This is a genomic window from Pseudochelatococcus sp., from assembly GCF_050946405.1.
GTDB lineage: Bacteria > Pseudomonadota > Alphaproteobacteria > Rhizobiales > Beijerinckiaceae > Pseudochelatococcus.
This window is the reverse complement of sequence record NZ_JBMNUS010000002.1, coordinates 463,531-484,989: the sequence shown is the minus strand read 5'-3', so window position 1 is coordinate 484,989 and position 21,459 is coordinate 463,531. Positions and strand designations below refer to the sequence as shown.

Here is a 21,459-nt window from a genome sequence, read left to right as displayed (position 1 = left end):
CAAGCCGATACCAGAAGTTCAGCCGCCGCGCCAGCCTCCGGTCAGCCCCACGTTGACGCCGGTCGACGCTGCGCCTAATACCGCTTCTCGATGAGCCTGACTCATCGAGAAGCGGTCACAGGTCCGCGCGGCACATGAGCGATGCCCCCGATGCGACCGTTCACGGAGCGGGAGCGTTGGCCCGGAGCATCGGCATGGGGCCGCAGGCGGTTGTGGAACTTCAATCCAGGGGATGACATCGCATGCTGATCGTCTATCGCATCGCTCGCGACGAGGCGCAACCGCAGAACACCCGGCTGCAACGGCAGACGCTCGGTTTCGGCGAGACCATTCCCCCCGACGCCATCTGGATCGACCTCGTGGAGCCGACGCGGGCGGAAGAGCTGCTGGTTGAAAAGACGCTCGGCCTCGAAATGCCCACCCGCGAGGACATGGAGGACATCGAGCTCTCCGAGCTTCTCTACCACGACGACGGCGCGCGCTACGTCACGGTGAAGCTGCTCGTCGCCGCCGAGGAAGAGCCGGACATGGCCGGCGTCACCTTCGTGCTGAAGGGTAACACGCTCGTGACGGTGCGCTACGACGAGCCGCGCGCCTTTCCGATGTTCGTCTTCCGCGCCTCGAAGCCGGGCGGCACCGGCGGATCGGCGGAAGCCATCTTCCAGGGGCTGATCGAGACGATCATCGACCGTTCCGCCGAACTGTTGCAGGCCACGGCCGAGGATATCAACGCCCTGTCGCGCTCGGTCTTCGAGCCGCAGGGAAAAGCCGCCGGCAAGGGCCACCAGCAGACGCTGCGCGCCCTCGGCCACGCCGGCACGCTCATCGCCATGAGCCGGGAAAGCCTCGTGTCGCTGGAACGCGCCCTGCTATTCCTTTCCGCGAGCTACCGCAGCGGAAGCGGCGCCGGCGCGGTCGACCTGCGCAAGGAGATGCGCACCATCGTGCGCGATATCCAGTCGCTCGAGGAACACGCCACCTTCCAGTCCGGCAAGATCCAGTTCCTGCTCGACGCCACGCTCGGCCTCGTCAATCTGGAGCAGAACAACATCATCAAGCTGTTTTCGGTCATGTCCGTCGTGTTCATGCCGCCGACGCTGATCGCCTCGATCTACGGCATGAACTTTCAGGACATGCCGGAGCTGAGCTGGGATTTCGGCTATCCGGTCGCCATCCTCGTCATGATCACGGCCGCCGTCACGCCGTATTTCTTTTTCCGGTGGAAGGGCTGGCTCTAGACACGGTTCGTCCGAACGCAGAAATGCTGTATCTTCATGTTTCGATGCAATTCCGGGTGCAGAAGCGGAATCCGCTTTGCCGGAATTGCCTTGCCGGAATTTTGTTGCTATTCTGTTCCCGTCATTCCACAGAAAGAAGCGGCGCGCCGTCGCCCGGATAGCGTAAGCGATGCTGGTTCATCTTTCGATACGCGACATCGTGCTGATCGACCGCCTCGACCTCGCCTTCGAGGAGGGGCTGACCGTGCTCACCGGCGAGACGGGCGCGGGCAAGTCGATCCTGCTCGACGCTTTCGCGCTGGCGCTGGGCGGGCGCGGCGAGGGCGGGCTCGTGCGCCACGGGCAGGCGCAGGGGCAGGTGACGGCGGCGTTCGATGTGGGCGCCGGCCATCCCGCGCGCGCGGCGGCGGATGCGTTCTGCGATCCCGGCGAGGGGCAGATCATCCTGCGCCGGGTGCAATACGCGGACGGGCGCACGCGCGCCTTCGTCAACGACAGGCCGGTGAGCGTGCAGGCGCTACGCGCCATCGGCGGGCGCCTCGTCGAGATCCACGGCCAGCATGACGACCGGGCGCTGACCGATCCGGCCTCCCACCGCGCGATTCTCGATGCGCTGGGCGGGCTGGAGGAGCGGGCGCGTGAGGTTGCGTCCTTCTACACGGCCTACCAGCGCACGCGCCGCGCGCTGGCGGAGCACACGGCGCAGGTGGATGCCGCCCGGCAGGAGGCCGACTACCTGCGCCATGCGGCGGAAGAACTGGCCGGCCTCGCGCCCGCGCCGGGCGAGGAGGAGCAGCTTGCGGCGCGCCGCCAGGTGATGATGCAATCCGAGAAGGTAGCGCGCGAGTTGCAGGAGGCTTATGAGGCCGTGGCCGGCCATTCCTCGCCGCTGCCGGTGCTCGCGTCGACGGTGCGGCGGCTGGAACGGCGCGCCGATCAGGCCCCGGCGCTGATCGAGCCTTCCGTGAAGGCGCTCGACGAGGCGCTCAATGCGCTGGAAGCGGCCGGCGGCGTGCTCGAACAGGCGCTGCGGGACGCCGAATACGACCCGCGCGAGCTGGAGCAGGTGGAAGAGCGCCTGTTCGCCATCCGCGCGGCGGCGCGCAAGTTCAACGTGCCCGCCGACGATCTCGCCGCCCTGCGGGAAAAGTTCGATGCCGACCTCGCCGCGCTCGATGCCGGCGAGGAGCGGCTTGCGGCGCTCACCGGCGAACTGGCGCAGGCGGAGGCCGCCTATGTCGGGGCGGCCGGCGCGCTGAGCGCGGCGCGGCGGGCGGCGGGCGAAAAGCTGGATGAGGCGGTCAACGCCGAGCTGCCGCCGCTGAAGCTGGAACGGGCGCGCTTCATTACCCGTATCGACGCCGACGAGGCGGCGCGCGCGCCGGAGGGCTTCGACCGTGTCGAGTTCTGGGTGCAGACGAATCCCGGCACGAAGCCGGGCGCGATGATGAAGGTGGCGTCGGGCGGCGAGCTGTCGCGCTTCATGCTGGCGCTCAAGGTGGTGCTGGCGGATCGCGGCTCCGCGCCGACCCTCGTCTTCGACGAGATCGACACCGGCGTCGGCGGCGCGGTGGCGGACGCCATCGGCCACCGGCTCGCGCGCCTCTCGCGCGGGGTGCAGGTGATGGCGGTGACGCATGCGCCGCAGGTGGCCGCGCGCGCGGCGAAGCACCTTTTGATCGCCAAGCAGGTCATTCCCGGACAAGTCATCGACGGCGCGGCGGACGGGAACGCGGAAGAGCGCGTCGCCACCCGCGTCGCGCCGCTGGCGCACGACGAGCGGCGGGAGGAGATCGCGCGCATGCTCGCGGGCGCGACCATCACCAGCGAGGCCCGCGCCGCGGCGATCCGCCTGCTGAAAGGGGCATGACCATGGCGGGCGATCTGCGCGCGGTCGACGTGGCCGTTCTCACCCCGCGCGAGGCGAAGCGCGAGCATGCGGCGCTGGGCGAGGAAATCGCCGCTCATGACGCGCGCTATTTCGGCGAGGACGCGCCGATCGTCTCGGATGCCGATTACGACGCCCTGCGCCGCCGCTACGAGGCGCTGGAGGCGCGCTTTCCGGCGCTGCGCGACGGTGGCAGCCTCTCGAACCGGGTGGGGACGAAGCCGTCCGAAAAATTCGCCAAGGTGCGCCACAAGGTGCCGATGCTGTCGCTGGCGAACGGCTTTTCGGAAGACGACGTGCGCGAGTTCGTCGCCCGCATCCGCCGCTTTCTCGATCTCGCGCCGGATGCGCCGCTCGTCTTTTCGGCCGAGCCGAAGATCGACGGGCTGTCGTGCAGCCTGCGCTACGAGGGCGGCCGGCTGGTGAAGGCGGCCACGCGCGGCGACGGCGAGGAAGGCGAGGACGTCACCGCCAACGCGCTCACGGTGGCGGGCCTTCCGCATCAACTCGAGGGCGCCGACGTGCCGGCGGTGATCGAGGTGCGCGGCGAGGTCTACATGCGCCATGCCGATTTCGCCGCGCTCAATACGCGCCAGCAGGAGGCGGGCAAGCCGGTGTTCGCCAATCCGCGCAACGCGGCGGCGGGCTCCCTGCGCCAGCTCGACGCGAAGATCACGCAATCGCGGCCGCTCGCCTTCTTCGCCTATGCGTGGGGCGAATGCAGCGCGCTGCCGGCGGATACGCAATACGGCGTCATCGCCGCCTTCTCGCGCTGGGGGCTGCCGGTCAACCCGCTGATGTGGCGCTGCGAATCGGCCGATGCGCTGCTCGCTCACTACCGCGCCATCGAGGCGCAGCGCGCCGATCTCGGCTATGACATCGACGGCGTGGTCTACAAGGTGGACAGCCTCGCCTTGCAGGAGCGGCTGGGTTTCGTGTCGCGCAGCCCGCGCTGGGCGCTGGCGCACAAGTTTCCGGCCGAGCGGGCGACGACCGCGGTTCTCGCCATCGACATCCAGGTGGGCCGCACCGGCGTGCTCACGCCCGTGGCCAAGCTCAAGCCGGTGACGGTAGGCGGCGTCGTGGTGTCGAACGCGACGCTGCACAACGAGGACGAGATCGCCCGCAAGGACGTGCGCATCGGCGATACCGTCATCGTCCAGCGCGCGGGCGACGTGATCCCGCAGATCATCGGCTTCGTGCCCGAGCGTCGCCCGCCGGATGCGCAGCCTTACGTGTTTCCCGATGTGTGCCCGGTCTGCGGGGCGCATGCGGTGCGGGAGACGAATCCGCGTACGGGGCGGCAGGATGTGGCGCGCCGCTGCACCGGCGGCCTCACCTGCGAGGCGCAGGCGGTGGAGCGGCTGAAACACTTCGTTTCCCGCAATGCCTTCGACATCGACGGGCTCGGCGAAAAGCAGATCGAGCTGTTTTTCGCCAGGGGGATGGTGCGCGGCCCGCAGGACATCTTCACGCTGGCGGCGCGGGACGCGCTCAAGCCTCCCGGTGAGCAATTGCGCAACTTCGAGGGGTTCGGCGAGGTGAGCGTGCGCAACCTCTTCGCCGCCATCGAGGCGCGGCGCAACGTGGCGCTGAACCGCTTCATCTTCGCTCTCGGCATCCGGCATGTGGGCGAGACGACGGCGAAGCTTCTCGCGCGCCATTACGGCGGTTTCGACGCCTTCCGCCAGGCGGCGATCGCAGCCGGGCAGGGCATTTCGGCCGAAACGCTCAACAACGAGGCATGGGCCGAACTGACCTCCATCGACGGCATCGGCGAGGTGCTGGCGGACGCCATCGTGCAGTTCTTCGCCGAGCCGCACAATATCGAAACGCTTGACGCGCTGACGGCGCAGGTCACGCCGCAGCCCATGGAAACCACCGCTTCCGACAGCCCGGTGGCCGGCAAGACGGTGGTGTTCACCGGCTCGCTGGAGCGCATGACGCGCGACGAGGCCAAGGCGATGGCCGAACGATTCGGCGCCAGGGTGGCGGGCTCGGTATCAGCGAAGACCGATCTCGTCGTCGCCGGGCCGAAGGCGGGTTCCAAGCTGGAGCGCGCAAGGGAACTCGGCATCGAAACCATCGATGAGGACGCGTGGCTCGCGCTCGTGGGGCAGGCAACGGAGACAGGCGCGCCGGCGCCGGAAAGCGATCACGCCTCATGAACATTCATGCCGGGAAACCGCCTGTCGCGGCGCCTGCGACGACGGCGCGGGAAATTCGGCGCGGCCTTGCCGACATCGCCCCCGTGCTCGTCGCGATGGTGCCCATCGGCGTCCTGTTCGGCGCGATCTGCGCGACGAAGGGCTGGACGTCTTCCGAGGTCTGGCTGATGTCGACCTTCGTGTTTTCCGGCGGCGCGGAATTCGCGGCGATCGGCATCTGGTCGGTGCCCGTGCCGTATCTGGCGCTGATCGTGTCGACATGCCTCGTCAGCGCGCGCCATATCCTGATGGGCGTATCGCTCGCGCCGAAAATGGGGGCTTTCTCCGGCTGGAAGCGCTGGGCAGCCGCATGGTTCATGACGGACGAGGCGTGGGCGCTGGGCGAGAAGCGGGCGCGCACCGGCACGATCACCGTCGCCTATTGGTTCGCCATGGCTGCGCCGGTGCATGTCGTATGGGTGGCGTCGACCATCACGGGTTCGATCGTCGGGCCGGCGCTCGGGAAGCCGGAGGCCGTCGGCCTCGACTTCGCCTTCACGGCGCTTTTCATCGGCCTCATCGCCGGTTTCTGGCAGGGGCGGCGGACGGTGTGGACGCTGGTGGCGAGCGGCGGCGCCTCGGCGCTGGTGGCGATGGCCGTCGGCGAGCCGTGGAACGTGCTCGCGGGCGCGGCGGCCGGCATCGTGGCGGCATGGTTCGCCACGCCGCCCGATGCGGACGACGCGCCGGAGAAAGAGCCGGGGGAGGAGCCATGAGCGTCGATCCGGCCACGTTGCTCGCGATCCTGATCATGGGCGCGATCACCTATTTCACGCGTCTCGCCGGTTTCCTGATCGCCAGCCGGCTGACGCTCCGCGGGCGGGCGCGGGCGGCTTTCGACGCCATTCCGCCCGCCGTGCTGTTCGCGCTCGTCGCCCCCATGGCGCTGACGCACGGATGGCCCGAGACGCTCGCCGCTGTCGCCGCCGGTCTCGCCGCGACGCGCCTGCCGCTGCTGGGCGTCATCGCCGTCGGCGTTGCCGCCGTGGTGGCGCTGCGCGCCGTCCTTTAGAGTCTTTCCGATCAAATGGAATCATCCGGTCGGAAAGCGTTCGCGGGGCGCGCGACGATCCGCGACGATTTCTCCGCCCGCGAGGCGCCGCATATGTCGGGACCTGAAACATCCTTGCCGGAAATACCTTTGCCGGAAATACCGTGGTCCGCGCTCGCCGCGCCGCTCGTCGCCGCGGAGGATGCGCTCGCGCGTCTCGACGAGCGCCTGCGCACCGGCTCCGTCAGCGAGGGGTGGGTCGCCCGCTCGCATTTCGGGGATGCCTGCGCGTCGTTGTGGGTGGAAGGGGAACTCGTGACGCTGGAAGATCTGGCGCTGCACGATGCGGGCATGGACATCCGCGCGCCGACGCCGCAACTGATCCGCGCGCGGGCGGTCGTCGATGCGCGCCGTCTCGTCGCCGCGCAGGCTCCCGGCCGGGCGCTGTCGCCCGAGGGGCTGGCCCGCCTGTGCGGCGGGGAAACGCCGGCCGCCGCATCGCCCGCGCCGGCGGCCGTTGCCGACAGCGCAAACGATTCGCTCGATGCGGCGCTGGCGCTGGTGGATGCCGCGCTCGCGCGCTCGGCCAAGGTTCTCGCGGAGGCCGCGCCGGCGGCTGCGGCGGATGGCGATACGGCGGGACACCTGGCATGTGTTGCGGCATGGCGGCGTTTCGCCGGCGCGCTGGATCACCTGCCGCCGGTGCTCGCGGCCGGCCTGCTGTGGGATGCGTGGGAGACCGCGCCCCCCGTGCGGCAAGGCGCGTGGCTCGGGCGGCTGCTGGCGGCGGATTACCTGCGCGCACGCGACAAGGCGTCCGCGCATCTGCCGTGCGTCAATGCGGGCCTGCGCCTGACGCCGTGGGAACAGCGGCGCTCGCGCGACGGGACCGTGCGGCTCGCGGCCTGGTGCGAAGCGATGCGCGCCGGCGCGGCGGCGGGCCTGCGCGAATACGACCGCATCGCGCTGGCGGTCGCGATGCTGGAGCGCAAGCTCGCCCGCCGGCGCGCCACCTCGCGGCTGCCGGCGCTGATCTCGCTCGCGGCTTGCCGGCCGCTGCTGACGGCGGGAATCGTCGCCCGGACGCTCGGCGTTTCCGCCCGCGCCGCGCAGACCCTGATCGCCGAGCTGGGCCTGCGTGAAACGACGGGACGGGGAAGGTATCGGGCATGGATGTTGTAGCCCTGGCGGCATCGGCACCGAAGCAACCGGACGACACATCCCCGTCATGGTTGTCATGCAAAACCTCAACCGTTCCAATAGTCGCCTTTGTTACAATCGTTCCATCGTTGACAGATCTACCGCAACGATGAATTGATCGCCCGTCCTGCTTGTTCCCGTTTCTCTGACTGGGAGGTATTCATGAAAGAGGCAATCACGCCGCAGGAGGCCGCAGAGCTGATCCCCGACGGCGCCGTGCTGGCGATCGGCGGCTTCATGGGCGTGGGCTCGCCGCACCGCGTCATCGATGCGCTGGTGGCCGCCGGTCGCAAGAATCTCACGGTGATAGGCAATGACGCCGGCCGCCCGGATTACGGCATCGGCCGCCTCGTGCATGCGCGTGCGGTTTCGAAGCTCATCGTCTCGCACATCGGCCTCAACCCCGAGTCGCAGAAGCAGATGATCGCCGGTGAAATGACGATCGATCTCGCACCGCAGGGCACGCTGGCGGAGCAGCTTCGCGCCGGCGGTTACGGGCTGGGCGGGGTGCTGACGAAGACGGCGCTCGGCACCATCGAGGCCGAGGGCAAGCGCGTCATCGAGATCGACGGCGAGGAGTGGCTGTTCGAGCCGCCGCTGAAGGCCGATTTCGCGCTCATCCACGCCGACCAGGCGGATTACGTGGGCAACCTCACCTACCAGCTCACCGCGACGAACTTCAACCCGATCATGGCGATGGCCGCTCACACCGTCATCGCCGAGCCGCGCGAGATCGTTCCCGTGGGCGTGGTGCCGCCGGATGCGGTGCGCACGCCCGGCGTGCTCGTCAACTACCTGATCAAGAGGGCCTGATCCATGGACGCCTTGGAAATCATCCAGCGCCGCGTGGCGCGCGAACTCAACCCCGGCACGCTCGTCAACCTCGGCATCGGCCTGCCCACCGGCGTTTCGCGTTTCGTGCCGACGGAACATTCCGTCTTCTTCCAGTCTGAAAACGGCATCATCGGCATGGGCGCCCGCCCGCCGGAAGGCATGGAAGACGAGGACCTGACGGACGCCGGCGGCGGCTTCGTCTCGGCGCTTCCGGGCGCGGCCACCATCGACAGCGCGGTGTCGTTCGGCCTCATCCGCGGCGGCCATGTCGACGCGACGGTGCTCGGCGGCCTTGAGGTGGACGAGAACGGCCAGCTCGCCAACTGGGTCGTGCCGGGCAAGATGGTGCCGGGCATGGGCGGCGCCATGGACCTCGTGACCGGCGCGCGCCGCGTCATCGTGGCCATGCAGCACACCGCGCGCGGCCGTCCGAAGATCGTGCCCAAGTGCACTTTGCCGCTGACCTCGCTGCGCCGCGTGACGCTGATCGTGACCGAACTCGCCGTGATCGAGCCCACCGACAACGGCCTCGTCCTGCGCGAACGGGCGCCCGGCATCGTGGTCGACACCATCATCGAGAACACGACGGCCAAGCTGCATGTGCCGGATGTCGTGCCGGAAATGGTGCTGTCCCAGCGCTCGCTCGAAGAAGCCCGCGCGGCCGCCTGACGCCGCCATGCAACACCGCGACCGGGGGGCGGGGAAACCCGTGATCTCCGGTTGCGCATCTGCGCAGAGAATATTTTGCTCTGCCGGAATATGACGCACCCGACATATTGTAAGCCGCGCCCGGTTTCCGGTATTTTCCGATTCCGCCGCCCTTCGCGGGGCAATGGCGAAGAAGCTTTCGATCGCGCGCCAGATCAACAGAGGGAAACCGCCGATGCGCCGTCTTACCGCCGCAGCTTCCATCGCTACTTCCGCACTTCTTGCCGCCGCGTTTGCCTTTCCGGCAACGGCCAAGGAATGGAAAACCGTCCGCATCGCTTCCGAGGGCGCCTATCCGCCCTTCAATTACACCGATTCGTCCGGCCAGTTGGTCGGGTTCGAGATCGATCTCACGCGCGCCATCTGCGAGAAGGCCGGCGTCACCTGCACGTTCCAGGCGCAGGATTGGGACGGCATCCTGCCGGCGCTGCTCGCCGGCCGTTATGACGCCGTGTTCGCTTCCGTATCGATCACTGACGAGCGCAAGAAGCGGGTCGCCTTCACCAAGCCCTACCTCGTGCTGCGCCCCAGCGTGGCGGTGCCGAAGGATTCGCCGCTCAAGGACGCCTCGCCGGAGAGCCTGAAGGGCAAGACGCTCGGCGTGCAGTCGTCGACCATCCACACGAACTACGCGGAGGGCATCTACAAGGATGCCGACATCCGCCTCTATCCCAAGCAGGACGAGGCCAACACCGACCTTGCGGGCGGGCGCATCGACGTCACGATGGCGGACAAGCCGACCATCATGGACTTCCTGCGCAGCAGCGAGGGGCAGGCGTGCTGCAAGCTGCTGGCCGATCTCGACAACGTGCCGGAATATCACGGCGAGGGCATCGGCGCCGCCCTGCGTCAGGAAGACGGCGAGTTGAAGGCGCTGCTCGACAAGGCGATCGACGCCGTGCACGCCGACGGCACCTTCGCGACCATCGCCGCAAAATACTTCGATTACAAGCTGGACTGACGGCCTCCGGCAGCGCCCCGCGGCGGGCGGAAGCGGGCGGGCTGTCCCGCTCCCGCCGTTTTCCGCGGGGATTGTCAGTGAATCCGGGCCTGTCCGCTGGACATACGGGCCGATTTACGGTTTGACAGCGGCTGACGAATCTCAAGCCGCCTGAATATCGCGCGGCCCGGACAATCGATGATCCCATGATGTGTGATGCGCGGCGGCGGATGCAGGGGCGCACGTATGCCGACCTCTGAACTGCTGAGTCTGTTATCGTTCGGAGAAGGGGGATGGGGCGACGAGCTCCTGAAGGGGGCGCTGCTCACCGTCGCGCTCGCCGTCGTCACCTTTCCCCTCGGCATCGGGCTCGGGCTGGCGCTGGCGCTGGCGCAACGCTCGGGCGGACGGGTGGCGCGCGGCGCGGCACAAGTATTTACATGGGTATTCAAGGGCCTGCCGGAACTGCTGACGCTGTTCCTCGTCTTTTACGGCGCGCAGATCGCGTTGCGGCAGGTGCTCGGCGCGCTTTGGCCGGGCGTCGTCATTGAAATTCCGGCGTTTCTGGCGGGCGTGGTCGCGCTCGGCGTCGTCTGCGCCTCCTATGCGAGCGAAGTGTGGCTTGCCGCCTTCGCCGCGATTCCGCAAGGGCAATACGCGGCCGCGGCGGCTCTCGGCCTGCCGCGACGCCTGGCGCTGCGCCTCGTCATCTTTCCGCAGTTGCTGCGCGTGGCGCTGCCCGGCATCGGCAATCTGTGGATGGTGCTGCTGAAGGATACCTCGCTCGTCTCGGTCATCTCGCTGACGGAACTGATGCGCGCGACGCAGGTCGCCGCCGGCGCGACCAAGCAATATTTCCTGTTCTACATCGTCGCCTTCGTGCTCTACCTGCTGATCGCGGCCGTGTCCGGCGAGTTTTTCGCGCATCTCGAACGGCGCGAGACGCGCCGGCGGGAGGGGCGGGCATGAGCGGGATCGTTTCCGCCGTCACCGGCTGGCTGCATACGGCGCTCACGCAGGCGCTGGGTCTGCTGTTCACGCCGCTCGGCGACCCCGAACTGTGGGAGCGTTACGGCGGGCGCATCGTCTCCGGGCTCGGCATCACGCTGAAAATCGTGCTGATCACCTGCACGATCGGGGCCGTGCTCGGGCTTGCCTCGTCCTTCGCGCTGCTGTCCCGCAACCGGTGGCTGCGCGCGCCGTTCCGCGCCTTCAGCAACTCGCTGCGCGGCACGCCGCTGCTGGTGCAGCTTTTCCTCGTCTATTACGGCGGGCTGCAATTCCGCGGCACGCTGGAGACGCTCGGCGTCTGGTGGATTTTCCGCGAGGCGTGGTATTGCGTGCTGCTCACCTACACGCTCAACACGGCCGCCTATCAGGCGGAAATCTTTCGCGGCGCCATCGCATCGGTGCCGGCGGGACAATGGGAGGCGGCGCGGGCGCTGGGCATCGGACGCTGGCGGGCGATGCGGCTCGTCGTGCTGCCGCAGGCAATGATCGTGGCGCTGCGCCCGCTCGGCAACGAGGTCGTGTTGATGATCAAGGCCAGCGCGCTCGCCGCGCTCGTCACCATCTTCGACCTGATGGGCGAGGCGCGCTACGCCTATTCGCGCACCTACGACTTCACCGTCTACATCTATGCGGCCGTGCTTTACCTGGCGCTCGTCGAGATCACCCGCCGCATCTGGCTGTGGCTCGAACGCCGTCTCACGCGCCATCTGCCGGAAGTGACGCAACTGCCCGGCTGACTGCGGCCGCCAGCGTGGAACGATTCGAATCTCAACAAACCCTGAACGGATTATGCTATTATATAAGGAAATAGCCGTGGGGTTTGACGGCGCGCGAATCGCGGGCGCGCGCTTGCGGCATGTCGAGCCGTTATGACATATCGGACAGTAGTGGCTGGCTGCGCCTGAAGACATGACGGGCGTCGCCGATCGTGGGTCGGGTGAGTGCGCGATCTTTTTACCATCGTCGCCGTTCTGGTGGTCGCCGTGCTCTGCGCCGCGCTGGCGGTGCCCTATGCAGTCGACTGGCAGGCGTGGCGCGGCGAGGTCGAGACGGCGCTCGGCCGGGCGTTCGGCGTGCCGGTGCGCACGGAAGGCGCGATCACGGTGCGGCTCCTGCCCGTGCCCCGCCTCGCGCTGGAGCGCGTCGCCGTTGGCGGCGGCGCCCCGCTCCTGACCGCCGATGCGCTCAACGTCTCGCTGGAGGCGCCGCCGCTGCTCGGCGGGCGGATCAGGGTAAGCGAGGCGCAGCTCGTGCGGCCGGTGATCGCCGTGCGCGTCGATGAATCGGGCGCGTTCCACCTGCCCGCCGCGCCGGAAGCGCCGCTGCTCAAGTTCGGCGGGGCGGGCATCGAGCGGCTCGTCGTCGAGCGCGGCATCGTCCGGCTGACCGGCGACGCCATGACGAAGAGCGGCCCGCTGGATATCGGCCCGCTCGACTTCGAGGCGCAGGCGACGACGCTGGCCGGCCCGTGGCGCGTGGAGGGCGCGCTCGGCGGCGTTCCCGTGCATCTGGCGACCGGCGCGTTCGAGGCCGATGGCCGCTTGCGCCTGAAGCTGCGGGCAGGGACGGGCGGGCAGGCGCGCGCCGAGTTCGACGGCCAGGTGCTGCTTGCCGCCGCGCCCTCCCTGTCGGGGCGTTTCGCGGCCACGGTGCCGCTCCCGGAATTTGCGAACGGCGACGCGCCGGAACCCGTCAGCCTCGCCGTCAACGCCACGATCAGCAGCGACGGCTGGCGCATCGAGGGCCGGGACGTCGCGGTGCGGGCGGGCGAGGGAACCGGCGCGCTGACGCTGGGCGGCGAGGGCCATGTCGATGCCGCGCCGCTGCTCGCGGGCGAAGCGCCGCGGCTGCGGCTGGCGCTGGAGGGCCGGCGCATCGACCTGTCGCCGCTGACGCGGGATGCGGCTGGCGCAAGCGCGTCTGAAGCCGCGCTGGAAGCGCTGCGCGCCCGCTTCATTGCCGGCGGTTTCGCGGACATGCCGGTCGATCTCTCCCTGTCGACGGGCAGCGTGGCGTTGTCCGGCGTCGAGGCCGGGCCGGCATCGCTCGACCTGCGTGTGGAGCGGGCGGAAAACGGCCTGCGGCTCGGGCTGCCCCGTGTGGCGCTGGCGCTGCCGGGCGGCGGCGCGCTGGAGGCGGAAGGCGCGGCGACGTGGGACGACCGGCCGGCATTCTCGGGGCGCGTCCGGCTGGAAGGCGGCGACGCGACGCGGCTTGCCGGCGCGCTCGCGGAACTCGGCGCGCCGGCGCGCGTTGCGGAAGCGTTGCGGCAATGGCCGGGTTTCACCTTTGAAGGGCAGGTCGTCGCTTCCGCCGACGACCTGATGCTGCACGATTTCAGGCTGGCGAGCGAGCGCACGACGGTCGCCGGCTCCTTGCGCCGGACGCGCCCGCAGGGCGCGTTGCGCGGGCGCATCGAAACCCGCCTCGCCGTCTCCGGCCTCGACCTGTCGGCCCTGCCGTCCTTCGATCCGGCCGCGCTCGTGCAGGCCGGCACCGATCTCGGCGTCGCCATCGAGGCGACGGGCCTGCGTCTCGGCGATGACGAAGCCGTGCCGGACAGGCGTCTGAGCGCGAAATTCACGGCGGCGTCGGCCGGCATCAGCATCCGGCAGTTCGAGATCAGCGATGCCGGCGGCGCGGCCTTCGCCGCCTCCGGCCACCTCGATGATGACGGCGGCCGCGTGGTGGCCAGCCTGAAGGCGCGCGAGCCGGAGGGGCTTCTGGAAATCGCGCGCGGCTTCGTGCCGCAGGCATGGGGCGGCGTGCTCTCCCGCGCGGCGGCTTTCGCGAGACCTCTGGCGCTTGAGGCCACCATCGCGCGGCCGGGCGCGGGGCGGCCGCTGGTGGCGGTGGTCAGGGGCCGCGCCGGCGCGGCGGACATCGACGCGCACGTCACCAGCGATCCGGCCGGCGAGGCCAACGACCGCGCGGTGATCGCCGCCACCCTCACGACGCAGGACGCGCGGGCGCTGCTGGCGCAGGCCGGACTGACCGCCGGCGACGCCGGCGCGAAATCGCCGAAGGAAAGGGCCGTGCTCACGCTTTCCGCGCGCGGCAACACGTTCGAGCGGCTGCACGGGGAAGCGGCGCTCGAACTGGCGGAGAGCCGCGCGCGGCTCGCCGGCACCTGGCAGAGCGCGCAGGGCAGGGCCACGCTTGCCGGCCGGCTGACGCTGGAAAGCCCGGATGCGGGCGCGCTCGCCGCCCTCGCCGGCCATTCCGTGCCCGCCCTCACGGGTCGCTCGCCGGTGACGGTGGCGGGAAACGCCGTCTGGAATGCGGACGAACTGCGCCTCGAAAACCTTCAGGGTCAAATCGCGGGGGAAAACGTCGCGGGCGCGCTCGCGCTCGCGGGTGACGAGGTTTCGGGGCAACTGACGCTCGACCGGCTGTCGCTGACGGATCTCCTGGCGCTGTCCTTCGGGCCGCAGGTTCGCCCGGCGCGGGGGCGTCTGTGGTCTTCGGAGCGGTTCGTCGCCGCGGGGCCGGGCCTTGCCGGCAAGCTCCGGCTGCGGGCGGGCGCGCTCGCCGTCTCGCCCACGCTGACGCTCGCCGACGTTTCCCTGCTGCTCGATCTCGCGCCCGATACCGTCGGCCTTCAGAAAGTGGCCGGCACTCTGCCGGGCGGCGGCGCGGCGCGGGCGGACATCCTGCTGCGGCGCTTCGGCTCGCTGGCCAGCTTTCGCGCCGGCATCGAGATCGAGGGCGCGGATATCGCCCATCTGACGGGCGAGGCGCTCGCCGGCCGCCTGACCGGGCGCATCGAGGTGGGAGCCGCGGCCGAAAGCCCGGCCGGCCTTGTCGTCAATCTGGCCGGCGGCGGCGAGTTCAGGGTCGCCGACACCGCCCTGCCGCGCCTCGATCCCGCCGCTCTCGCGCGCCTCATGCCGGAATGGCTGGGAGCGGGCGACGCCGCCATCGATATCGACATCGCGCGCATGACCGATCGTCTGGGCGCTGAACTCGACAGGGCCGCATGGCCGGTGAAGGCGCTGACGATACCCCTCACGGTTGCCGGCGGCGCGGTGCGCTTCGGGCCGCTGGCGCTCGAATCGGCGCAGGCGAGGGCGGGAATCAACGGCACGTTCGACCTTGCCACCCTGACGCTCGACGCGCGCGCCAGCCTCGCGGCGACGGCGGCGCCCAGAGGCTGGACCGGCTCGCCGCCACAGGCCGGCGTAAGCTGGCGCGGCCCCCCCGGCGCGCTGAAGCGGGACATCGACGCCGGCAGCACGGCCAATGCGCTCGCCGCCATCGGGTTGACGCGGGAACTCGACCGCATCGAGCGGATGGAGGCGGAAGCGCGCGAGCGCGTCGAACGGGCGCGGCAGGCCCGGCAAGAACGCGAGCAACAGGCGCGCGAGAGGCAGGAACGTGAAAGACAGGAACAGCAGGAACGCGAGCGACTGGAGCGGATTCTTCGCGAGTCCGCGCCGGCGGCGACCGACGACGCGCAGACAAGGCCCGCAACCCCTTTCGACATGACGCCCGATGCGGCCGCTCCCTGACCCCGTGACCAAATGCCGCCCGAGCACGCCTCAGTTGCGAGCGGCCGACGATGGTATGAAAGCCCATGACGATCTGGTTCATATTCGCCATCATGACCGGCGCGGCCGTGCTGCTTGCGCTGTGGCCGCTGTCGCGACGCCGGCAGGCCGTCGCCGGCGGCGTCGATGACAAGGCGTTCTTTCGCCAGCAGATCGCCGAAATAGACCGCGAGATGGCGCGCGGCTTGCTGCCGGCGTCCGAAGGAGAGGCGGCGCGCGCGGAGGCCGGGCGGCGACTGCTGCGGGCCACGGCCGGGCAGGCTGACGAAGGCGACCAGAAGGGCGAGCCCGCCCTGCGGCGCCGGCGCGCGGCGTCGGCCATCGTGATCTCCGTCATCCCGCTGGCGGCGCTGACGCTTTACGGCGCGCTGGGGCAGCCGGATCTCGCCGGCGCGCCGCTCGCCGCGCGCCTCGGCGCGGGCGATCCGCGCACGCTCGATCTCAACGAGGCGGTGGCGCGCGTGGAGGGGCATCTCGCCCGCCAGCCCGATGACGGACGCGGCTGGGAGGTGCTCGCCCCGATCTACCTTCGCGCCGGGCGCTTCGACGACGCCGCGCGCGCGTTCGGCGAGGCGCTGCGGCTGAACGGGGCTTCCGCCGCGCGTTTCGCGGGGCTGGGGGAGGCGCTGGTCATGGCGGGTGACGGCGTCGTCTCGGCCGAGGCGCGGGCCGCCTTCGAGAAGGCGCTTGCCGCCGATCCCGGCAATCCGAGCGCGGCCTTCCATCTGGCGGTCGCCGCCGAGCAGGATGGCGATATGGAAGCCGCTGCGGCGCGCCTGCGCGCGCTGCTCGCCGGCGCGCCGGCCGATGCGCCGTGGCGGCCGGCGGTCGAGAATCGGCTGGCGACGCTCGGCGACCCTTCCCGAAGCGAGACGGGAAGAGCGATCGCCGCTCTCGCGCCCGAGGAGCGCATGCAGGCCATTCGCGGCATGGTCGCGCAACTCGCCGCCCGCGCGGCAAGCGGCGACGCCGGACTTGACGATTGGTTGCGTTTGATCCGATCTTACGCAGTCCTCGGCGACAAGACCGAGGCGGCGGCGGCGCTGGCCGCCGCGCGCAGGCAACTGGCGGGTGACGGTGCGGCATTGCGCCGCCTCGATGCGCTGGCCGACGACCTCCATATCGGCGCGGGCAATCCGGCCGCGCCGGCGGGGGAAAGCGGGCGATGAGGAAGACAGGCGAGGGGAACGCATGACGGAAGGTGAGCGATGACGAGAAAGCAGCGCCGGTTGACGCTGATCGCAGGCGGGCTCGCCGTGCTTGGCACGGCGCTGGGGCTCGTGCTGTTCGCCATGCGCGACACCATCGTCTTTTTCCGCTCGCCGGCGGATATCGCCGCCATGAACATCCCGCCCGGCACGCGCCTGCGGCTCGGCGGCCTCGTCAAGGAAGGGTCGGTGGCGCGGCCCGGCGGGCAGACGGTGCATTTCGTCGTCACCGACGGCGCGGGCGACATCGCGGTGCGCTACACAGGGCTGCTGCCCGACCTGTTCCGCGAGGGGCAGGGCGTCGTCACGGAGGGCGTGCTCGCGCCCGACGGCAGTTTCGCCGCCGACAGCGTGCTGGCGAAGCATGACGAGAACTACATGCCCCGCGAGGTTGCGGACGCCCTGAAGGAAAAGGGCCTGTGGCAGCACGCGGAGGGCGCCGACGCAGCGCCCGTGACCCAGTAAACCCGTGACGCAGTAAAGCGGCCGCGCATCGAGGTGGGAATGCTCGTCGAGATCGGACATTACGCGCTGGCGCTGGCGCTGGGCCTGTCGGTCGTGCAATGCGTGCTGCCGCTCTGGGGCGCGCGGGCGCGCGACCCGGCGCTGATGGGCATCGCGGGGCCGGCGGCGCTCGGCGTCTTCGCCATGGTCGCCGTCGCCTTCGCCGCGCTGACCCACGCCTATATCGTTTCCGACTTCTCGGTGGCCAATGTCGTCGAGAACTCCCACTCGATGAAGCCGCTCATCTACAAGATCAGCGGGGTATGGGGGAATCACGAGGGCTCCATGCTGCTGTGGGCGCTGATCCTCGCGCTCTTCGGGGCGCTGGTGGCGCTGGCGCGCAACCGTGTGCCGGAGCGGCTGGGGGCGCTGACGCTCGCCGTGCAGGCGTCGGTGACGATCGCCTTTCTGCTGTTCATCCTGCTTACGTCGAACCCCTTCGCGCGCGTGGATCCGGCCCCCTTCGAGGGGCGCGATCTCAACCCGCTGTTGCAGGATATCGGCCTCGCCATCCATCCGCCGCTGCTCTACCTCGGCTATGTCGGCTTCTCCATCTCCTTCGCCTTCGCGGTCGCAGCCCTCATCGACGGGCGGATAGACGCCGTGTGGGCGCGGGCGGTGCGCCCGTGGACGCTCATGGCCTGGGTATTTCTCACGCTCGGCATCTCCATGGGCTCGTACTGGGCCTATTATGAACTCGGCTGGGGCGGCTGGTGGTTCTGGGACCCGGTCGAGAACGCCTCCTTCATGCCGTGGCTCGCGGGCACGGCGCTCATCCATTCCACGGTGGTGATGGAGAAGCGCGACGCGCTCAAGGTGTGGACGATCCTGCTCGCCATCCTCACGTTCTCGCTGTCGCTGATCGGCGCCTTCCTCGTGCGCTCGGGCGTGCTGACCTCGGTGCACGCCTTCGCCACCGATCCCGAGCGCGGCACGTTCATTCTCATCATCCTGACCTTCTTCATCGGCGGTTCGCTGGCGCTGTTCGCATTGCGCGCGCCCTTGCTGCGGGCGGGCGGCATCTTCGCGCCCGTGTCGCGGGAAGGCGCGCTGGTGCTCAACAACCTGCTGCTGTCGACCGCCTGCGCGACGGTGTTCATCGGCACGCTCTATCCGCTGGCGCTGGAGGCGCTGACGGGCGACAAGATTTCCGTCGGCCCGCCCTATTTCGAGGCCACCTTCCTGCCGATCATGATGCCGCTGATCGCGCTCATGCCGCTGGGGCAGACGCTGGCGTGGAAACGCGGCGACCTGCTGGGCGCGGCGCAACGGCTGACGGCGGCGCTCGCGCTGGCCCTCGCCGCGGCGCTCGCCGTGCTCGCCGCCACGCGCGGCGGGCCGGTGCTGGCGCTGCTCGGCGTCGGGTTCGGCTTCTTCGCGGTGGCGGGCGCGCTGTCCGAGATCGTCACGCGCGTGTGGTCGCGCGGCATGCCGCTCGCCACCGCCTGGCGGCGCGCGCGGGGGCTGCCGCGTTCCGCCTGGGGCACGGCCGTCGCCCATGCCGGCATCGGCGTCACTGTGCTCGGCATCGCCGCGACCGCCTGGGGCGTGGAGACGCTCGCCGTCGTGCGGCCGGGCGAAACGGTTTCCGCCGGGCAATACGCTTTGCGCCTCGACGGCGTGACGCCCTACAGCGCGCACACCTACCGCGCCAATGTCGCGCGCTTTTCCGTGTATCGCGGCGGCGTGCCGGTGGGCGCGCTCACCGCAGAAAAGCGGCTCTACACCGCCCGCGGCATGGCGACGACCGAAGCGGGGCTGATGACGCGCGGGCTCGGCCAGATCTATGTCGGGCTCGGCGAGGAAGAGCCTGGCGGCGGCATCGGCGTGCGGCTCTACTGGAAGCCTTTCGTCCTGCTCATCTGGATCGGCACGCTCGTCACGGCGCTGGGCGGCGGGCTCTCGCTGACAGACCGGCACCTGCGCATCGGCGCGCCGGTGCGGGCGAAGGCGAGGCGGGCGCTCGCGGGAGGCGGGCGCGCCGATGCCGTGGCGGCGTCCTGAGGAGGCGGCGATGCGCGTATTGACGATCCTGCTCTGTCTGCTGTTGACGGGGACGCCGGCGCGGGCGGTGCAGCCGGACGAGGTGCTGCCGGATGCGGCGCTCGAACAACGCGCCCGCGACATCTCGGCGGAACTGCGCTGCCTCGTGTGCCAGAACGAATCGATCGACGATTCGGACGCGCCGCTGGCGCGCGACCTGCGCCTGCTGGTGCGCGAGCGCCTCGTCGCCGGCGACGGCGACCGGGAGGTGACGGATTTCATCGTCGCCCGCTATGGCGAGTTCGTCCTGCTGCGCCCGGTCTTCGGCCTGCACACGGCCCTGCTGTGGCTCGGTCCCGTCATCGTGCTGGCCTTCGGCGCCGTCGCGCTCGTGCGCGGCGCGCGCCGCCGGCGGCAGGAAGCGGGCACGCCCGCGCTGACGCCGGAGGAGAAGGCGCGCCTTGATGCCATTCTGGGGCAGGATTGAGTTTCACGCCAGGTTAACAATATTTCATGTGACGTTGATGTCGCCGTAAGGGTCGCTCCCCCATATTGTTTCTCAACAGCCGGCGGAGCCGTGACGACCATGCGTCGCCCGGCGCTTCGCCGATGGCCACCGCCGTTCCGCCGGCCCCGGTATTCAGGAGACACGTTCATGTCCGATCTCAACCCGACCTCCAGACCCGCCCGCCGCTACCGTTCGATGCTGTTCGGCGCCGTGGCGCTCGCGGCGCTCGCCGGCGCCGGCACGCTCGCCAATATCACGCTGGCGCCGCCGCCGGCCGCTTTCGCGCAGGGCACCACGTCGACCGTCGCGCCGGTCGTCGTGCCGGGGCAGACCTCCTTCGCCGATCTCGTGGACAAGGTGAAGCCGGCCGTGGTTTCCGTGCGCGTCAAGATCGCCGTCGAAAACGAAAGCCCCATTCCCTCGCTGGAGCAGTTCGGCCTTCCGCCCGGCAGCCCGTTCGAGGAGTTTTTCCGCCGCTTCGCGCCTCCCGGCGAGCGTCCGCAGGGCCGCCGGCCGCAGCGCCGCTTCGGCGAGGCGCAAGGATCCGGCTTCTTCATCTCCGAAGACGGCTACATCGTCACCAATAACCATGTGGTCGAGAAGAGCGCCGAAGTCGAGGTGCGCACCGACGACGGCCGCACGCTCGACGCCAAGGTGATCGGCACCGATCCGCGCACCGACATCGCGCTGCTGAAGGTCGACAAGAAGGGGCCCTATCCGTTCGTCGCCTTCGCCTCCACGCTGCCGCGCGTCGGCGACTGGGTGCTGGCGGTGGGCAACCCCTTCGGTCTCGGCGGCACGGTGACGGCGGGCATCGTCTCGGCGCGCGGCCGCGACATCGGCGCCGGCCCGTATGACGACTTCCTCCAGATCGACGCTTCCGTGAACAAGGGCAACTCGGGCGGCCCGGCTTTCGATCTCGCCGGCAACGTGGTCGGCGTGAACACCGCCATCGCCTCGCCCTCGGGCGGCAGCGTCGGCATCGCCTTCGCCATCCCGGCGGAAACCGTGCAGAAGGTCGTGAGCGAGATCCGCGATCACGGCACCGTGCGGCGCGGCTTCCTCGGCGTGCAGATCCAGCCGGTGACGGAGGATATCGCATCGAGCCTCGGCCTCGAGAAGGCGGAAGGCGCGATCGTGGCGCGCGTCGAGAGCGACAGCCCGGCGGACAAGGCCGGCGTCAAGTCCGGCGACGCCATCATCGCCGTCAACGGCAAGGGCGTGAAGGACGCGCGCGAGCTTTCCCGCGAGATCGCCGGCTTCAACCCCGATACCTCGGTGGAGCTGAAGGTGTGGCGAGACGGCAAGGAGCGCACCATCACGGTGAAGCTGACGGCGTTGCCCGATGATCCCCAGTCCGCCTCGGCCGGCGAGCAGAACGACGGCGGCAGCCTCGGCCTGCGGCTTGCGCCTGCCGGCAGCGTCGGCGGCGCGGGCAAGGAAGGCGTCGTCGTGGTCGGCGTGGAGCCCGACAGCGCCGCCGACCAGCGCGGCTTCAAGACCGGCGACGTCATCATCGAGGTATCCGGCAAGAAGGTCGAATCGCCCGCCGACGTGCGCCGCGAGGTGACGGCCGTGCGCAAGGAGGGCAAGAAGGCGGTGCTCTTCCGCGTCCAGAACCAGGAAGGCACCCGCTTCATCGCCCTGCCCGTCGGCGGCTGAGGTTTTCCCCGGCTGAAAGAGGTTGGC

17 protein-coding genes are annotated in these 21,459 nt (G+C 69.9%); all 17 read left to right on the top strand.

The window, feature by feature from the left end; translation table 11 throughout:
• The first annotated feature begins 242 nt into the window (after positions 1–242).
• Positions 243–1,238, top strand: coding sequence for a magnesium/cobalt transporter CorA (gene corA / locus ACOYJQ_RS05855; RefSeq protein ID WP_433457065.1), 996 nt, complete (start codon positions 243–245; stop codon positions 1,236–1,238).
• Between the two features lie 169 nt (positions 1,239–1,407).
• Positions 1,408–3,108, top strand: coding sequence for a DNA repair protein RecN (gene recN, locus ACOYJQ_RS05850; protein ID WP_433457063.1), 1,701 nt, complete (start codon positions 1,408–1,410; stop codon positions 3,106–3,108).
• Positions 3,109–3,110: 2 nt separating this feature from the next.
• Positions 3,111–5,294 (top strand): NAD-dependent DNA ligase LigA, encoded by a 2,184-nt coding sequence (gene ligA / locus ACOYJQ_RS05845; RefSeq protein ID WP_433457062.1) that lies wholly within the window; start codon positions 3,111–3,113, stop codon positions 5,292–5,294.
• The gene (locus tag ACOYJQ_RS05840; protein ID WP_433457061.1) at positions 5,291–6,049 is read left to right on the top strand and encodes an AzlC family ABC transporter permease; all 759 of its coding nucleotides are present in this window, start codon (positions 5,291–5,293) and stop codon (positions 6,047–6,049) included. The genes ligA and ACOYJQ_RS05840 overlap by 4 nt, the downstream gene beginning before the upstream one ends.
• Entirely contained in the window at positions 6,046–6,345 is a 300-nt protein-coding gene (locus ACOYJQ_RS05835) for an AzlD family protein (RefSeq protein WP_433457060.1), read from the top strand. Before ACOYJQ_RS05840 ends, ACOYJQ_RS05835 begins: the two co-directional genes overlap by 4 nt.
• A gap of 129 nt (positions 6,346–6,474) precedes the next feature.
• Positions 6,475–7,506, top strand: a complete 1,032-nt coding sequence (locus tag ACOYJQ_RS05830; protein ID WP_433457059.1) for an RHE_PE00001 family protein — start codon at positions 6,475–6,477, stop codon at positions 7,504–7,506.
• Between the two features lie 180 nt (positions 7,507–7,686).
• Positions 7,687–8,337, top strand: a complete 651-nt coding sequence (locus tag ACOYJQ_RS05825) for a CoA transferase subunit A (RefSeq protein ID WP_433457058.1) — start codon at positions 7,687–7,689, stop codon at positions 8,335–8,337.
• A 3-nt stretch (positions 8,338–8,340) separates the two neighbouring features.
• The gene (locus ACOYJQ_RS05820) at positions 8,341–9,027 is read left to right on the top strand and encodes a 3-oxoacid CoA-transferase subunit B (protein WP_433457057.1); all 687 of its coding nucleotides are present in this window, start codon (positions 8,341–8,343) and stop codon (positions 9,025–9,027) included.
• A 214-nt stretch (positions 9,028–9,241) separates the two neighbouring features.
• Positions 9,242–10,027 (top strand): transporter substrate-binding domain-containing protein, encoded by a 786-nt coding sequence (locus ACOYJQ_RS05815; RefSeq protein WP_433457056.1) that lies wholly within the window; start codon positions 9,242–9,244, stop codon positions 10,025–10,027.
• A gap of 225 nt (positions 10,028–10,252) precedes the next feature.
• Positions 10,253–10,975, top strand: coding sequence for an ABC transporter permease (locus ACOYJQ_RS05810; RefSeq protein WP_433457055.1), 723 nt, complete (start codon positions 10,253–10,255; stop codon positions 10,973–10,975).
• The gene (locus tag ACOYJQ_RS05805) at positions 10,972–11,754 is read left to right on the top strand and encodes an ABC transporter permease (RefSeq protein WP_433457053.1); all 783 of its coding nucleotides are present in this window, start codon (positions 10,972–10,974) and stop codon (positions 11,752–11,754) included. Before ACOYJQ_RS05810 ends, ACOYJQ_RS05805 begins: the two co-directional genes overlap by 4 nt.
• A 204-nt stretch (positions 11,755–11,958) precedes the next feature.
• Positions 11,959–15,528, top strand: coding sequence for a hypothetical protein (locus ACOYJQ_RS05800; protein ID WP_433457052.1), 3,570 nt, complete (start codon positions 11,959–11,961; stop codon positions 15,526–15,528).
• A gap of 65 nt (positions 15,529–15,593) precedes the next feature.
• On the top strand, positions 15,594–16,736 hold the full coding sequence (ccmI, locus tag ACOYJQ_RS05795) for a c-type cytochrome biogenesis protein CcmI (protein WP_433457051.1): 1,143 nt from the start codon (positions 15,594–15,596) through the stop codon (positions 16,734–16,736).
• Between the two features lie 39 nt (positions 16,737–16,775).
• Positions 16,776–17,240: a cytochrome c maturation protein CcmE gene (ccmE, locus tag ACOYJQ_RS05790; RefSeq protein WP_433457050.1), complete on the top strand. Its 465-nt coding sequence runs from the start codon at positions 16,776–16,778 to the stop codon at positions 17,238–17,240.
• Positions 17,241–17,279: 39 nt separating this feature from the next.
• Positions 17,280–19,283 carry a heme lyase CcmF/NrfE family subunit gene (locus ACOYJQ_RS05785; protein ID WP_433457049.1) on the top strand — a complete coding sequence of 668 codons (2,004 nt, stop codon included), beginning with the start codon at positions 17,280–17,282 and terminating at the stop codon, positions 19,281–19,283.
• A 10-nt stretch (positions 19,284–19,293) separates the two neighbouring features.
• A complete protein-coding gene (locus ACOYJQ_RS05780) occupies positions 19,294–19,749 on the top strand; it encodes a cytochrome c-type biogenesis protein (protein ID WP_433457048.1) in 456 nt (151 codons plus the stop codon).
• A gap of 168 nt (positions 19,750–19,917) precedes the next feature.
• Positions 19,918–21,432, top strand: a complete 1,515-nt coding sequence (locus ACOYJQ_RS05775; protein ID WP_433457047.1) for a Do family serine endopeptidase — start codon at positions 19,918–19,920, stop codon at positions 21,430–21,432.
• The last annotated feature ends 27 nt before the right edge of the window (positions 21,433–21,459 follow it).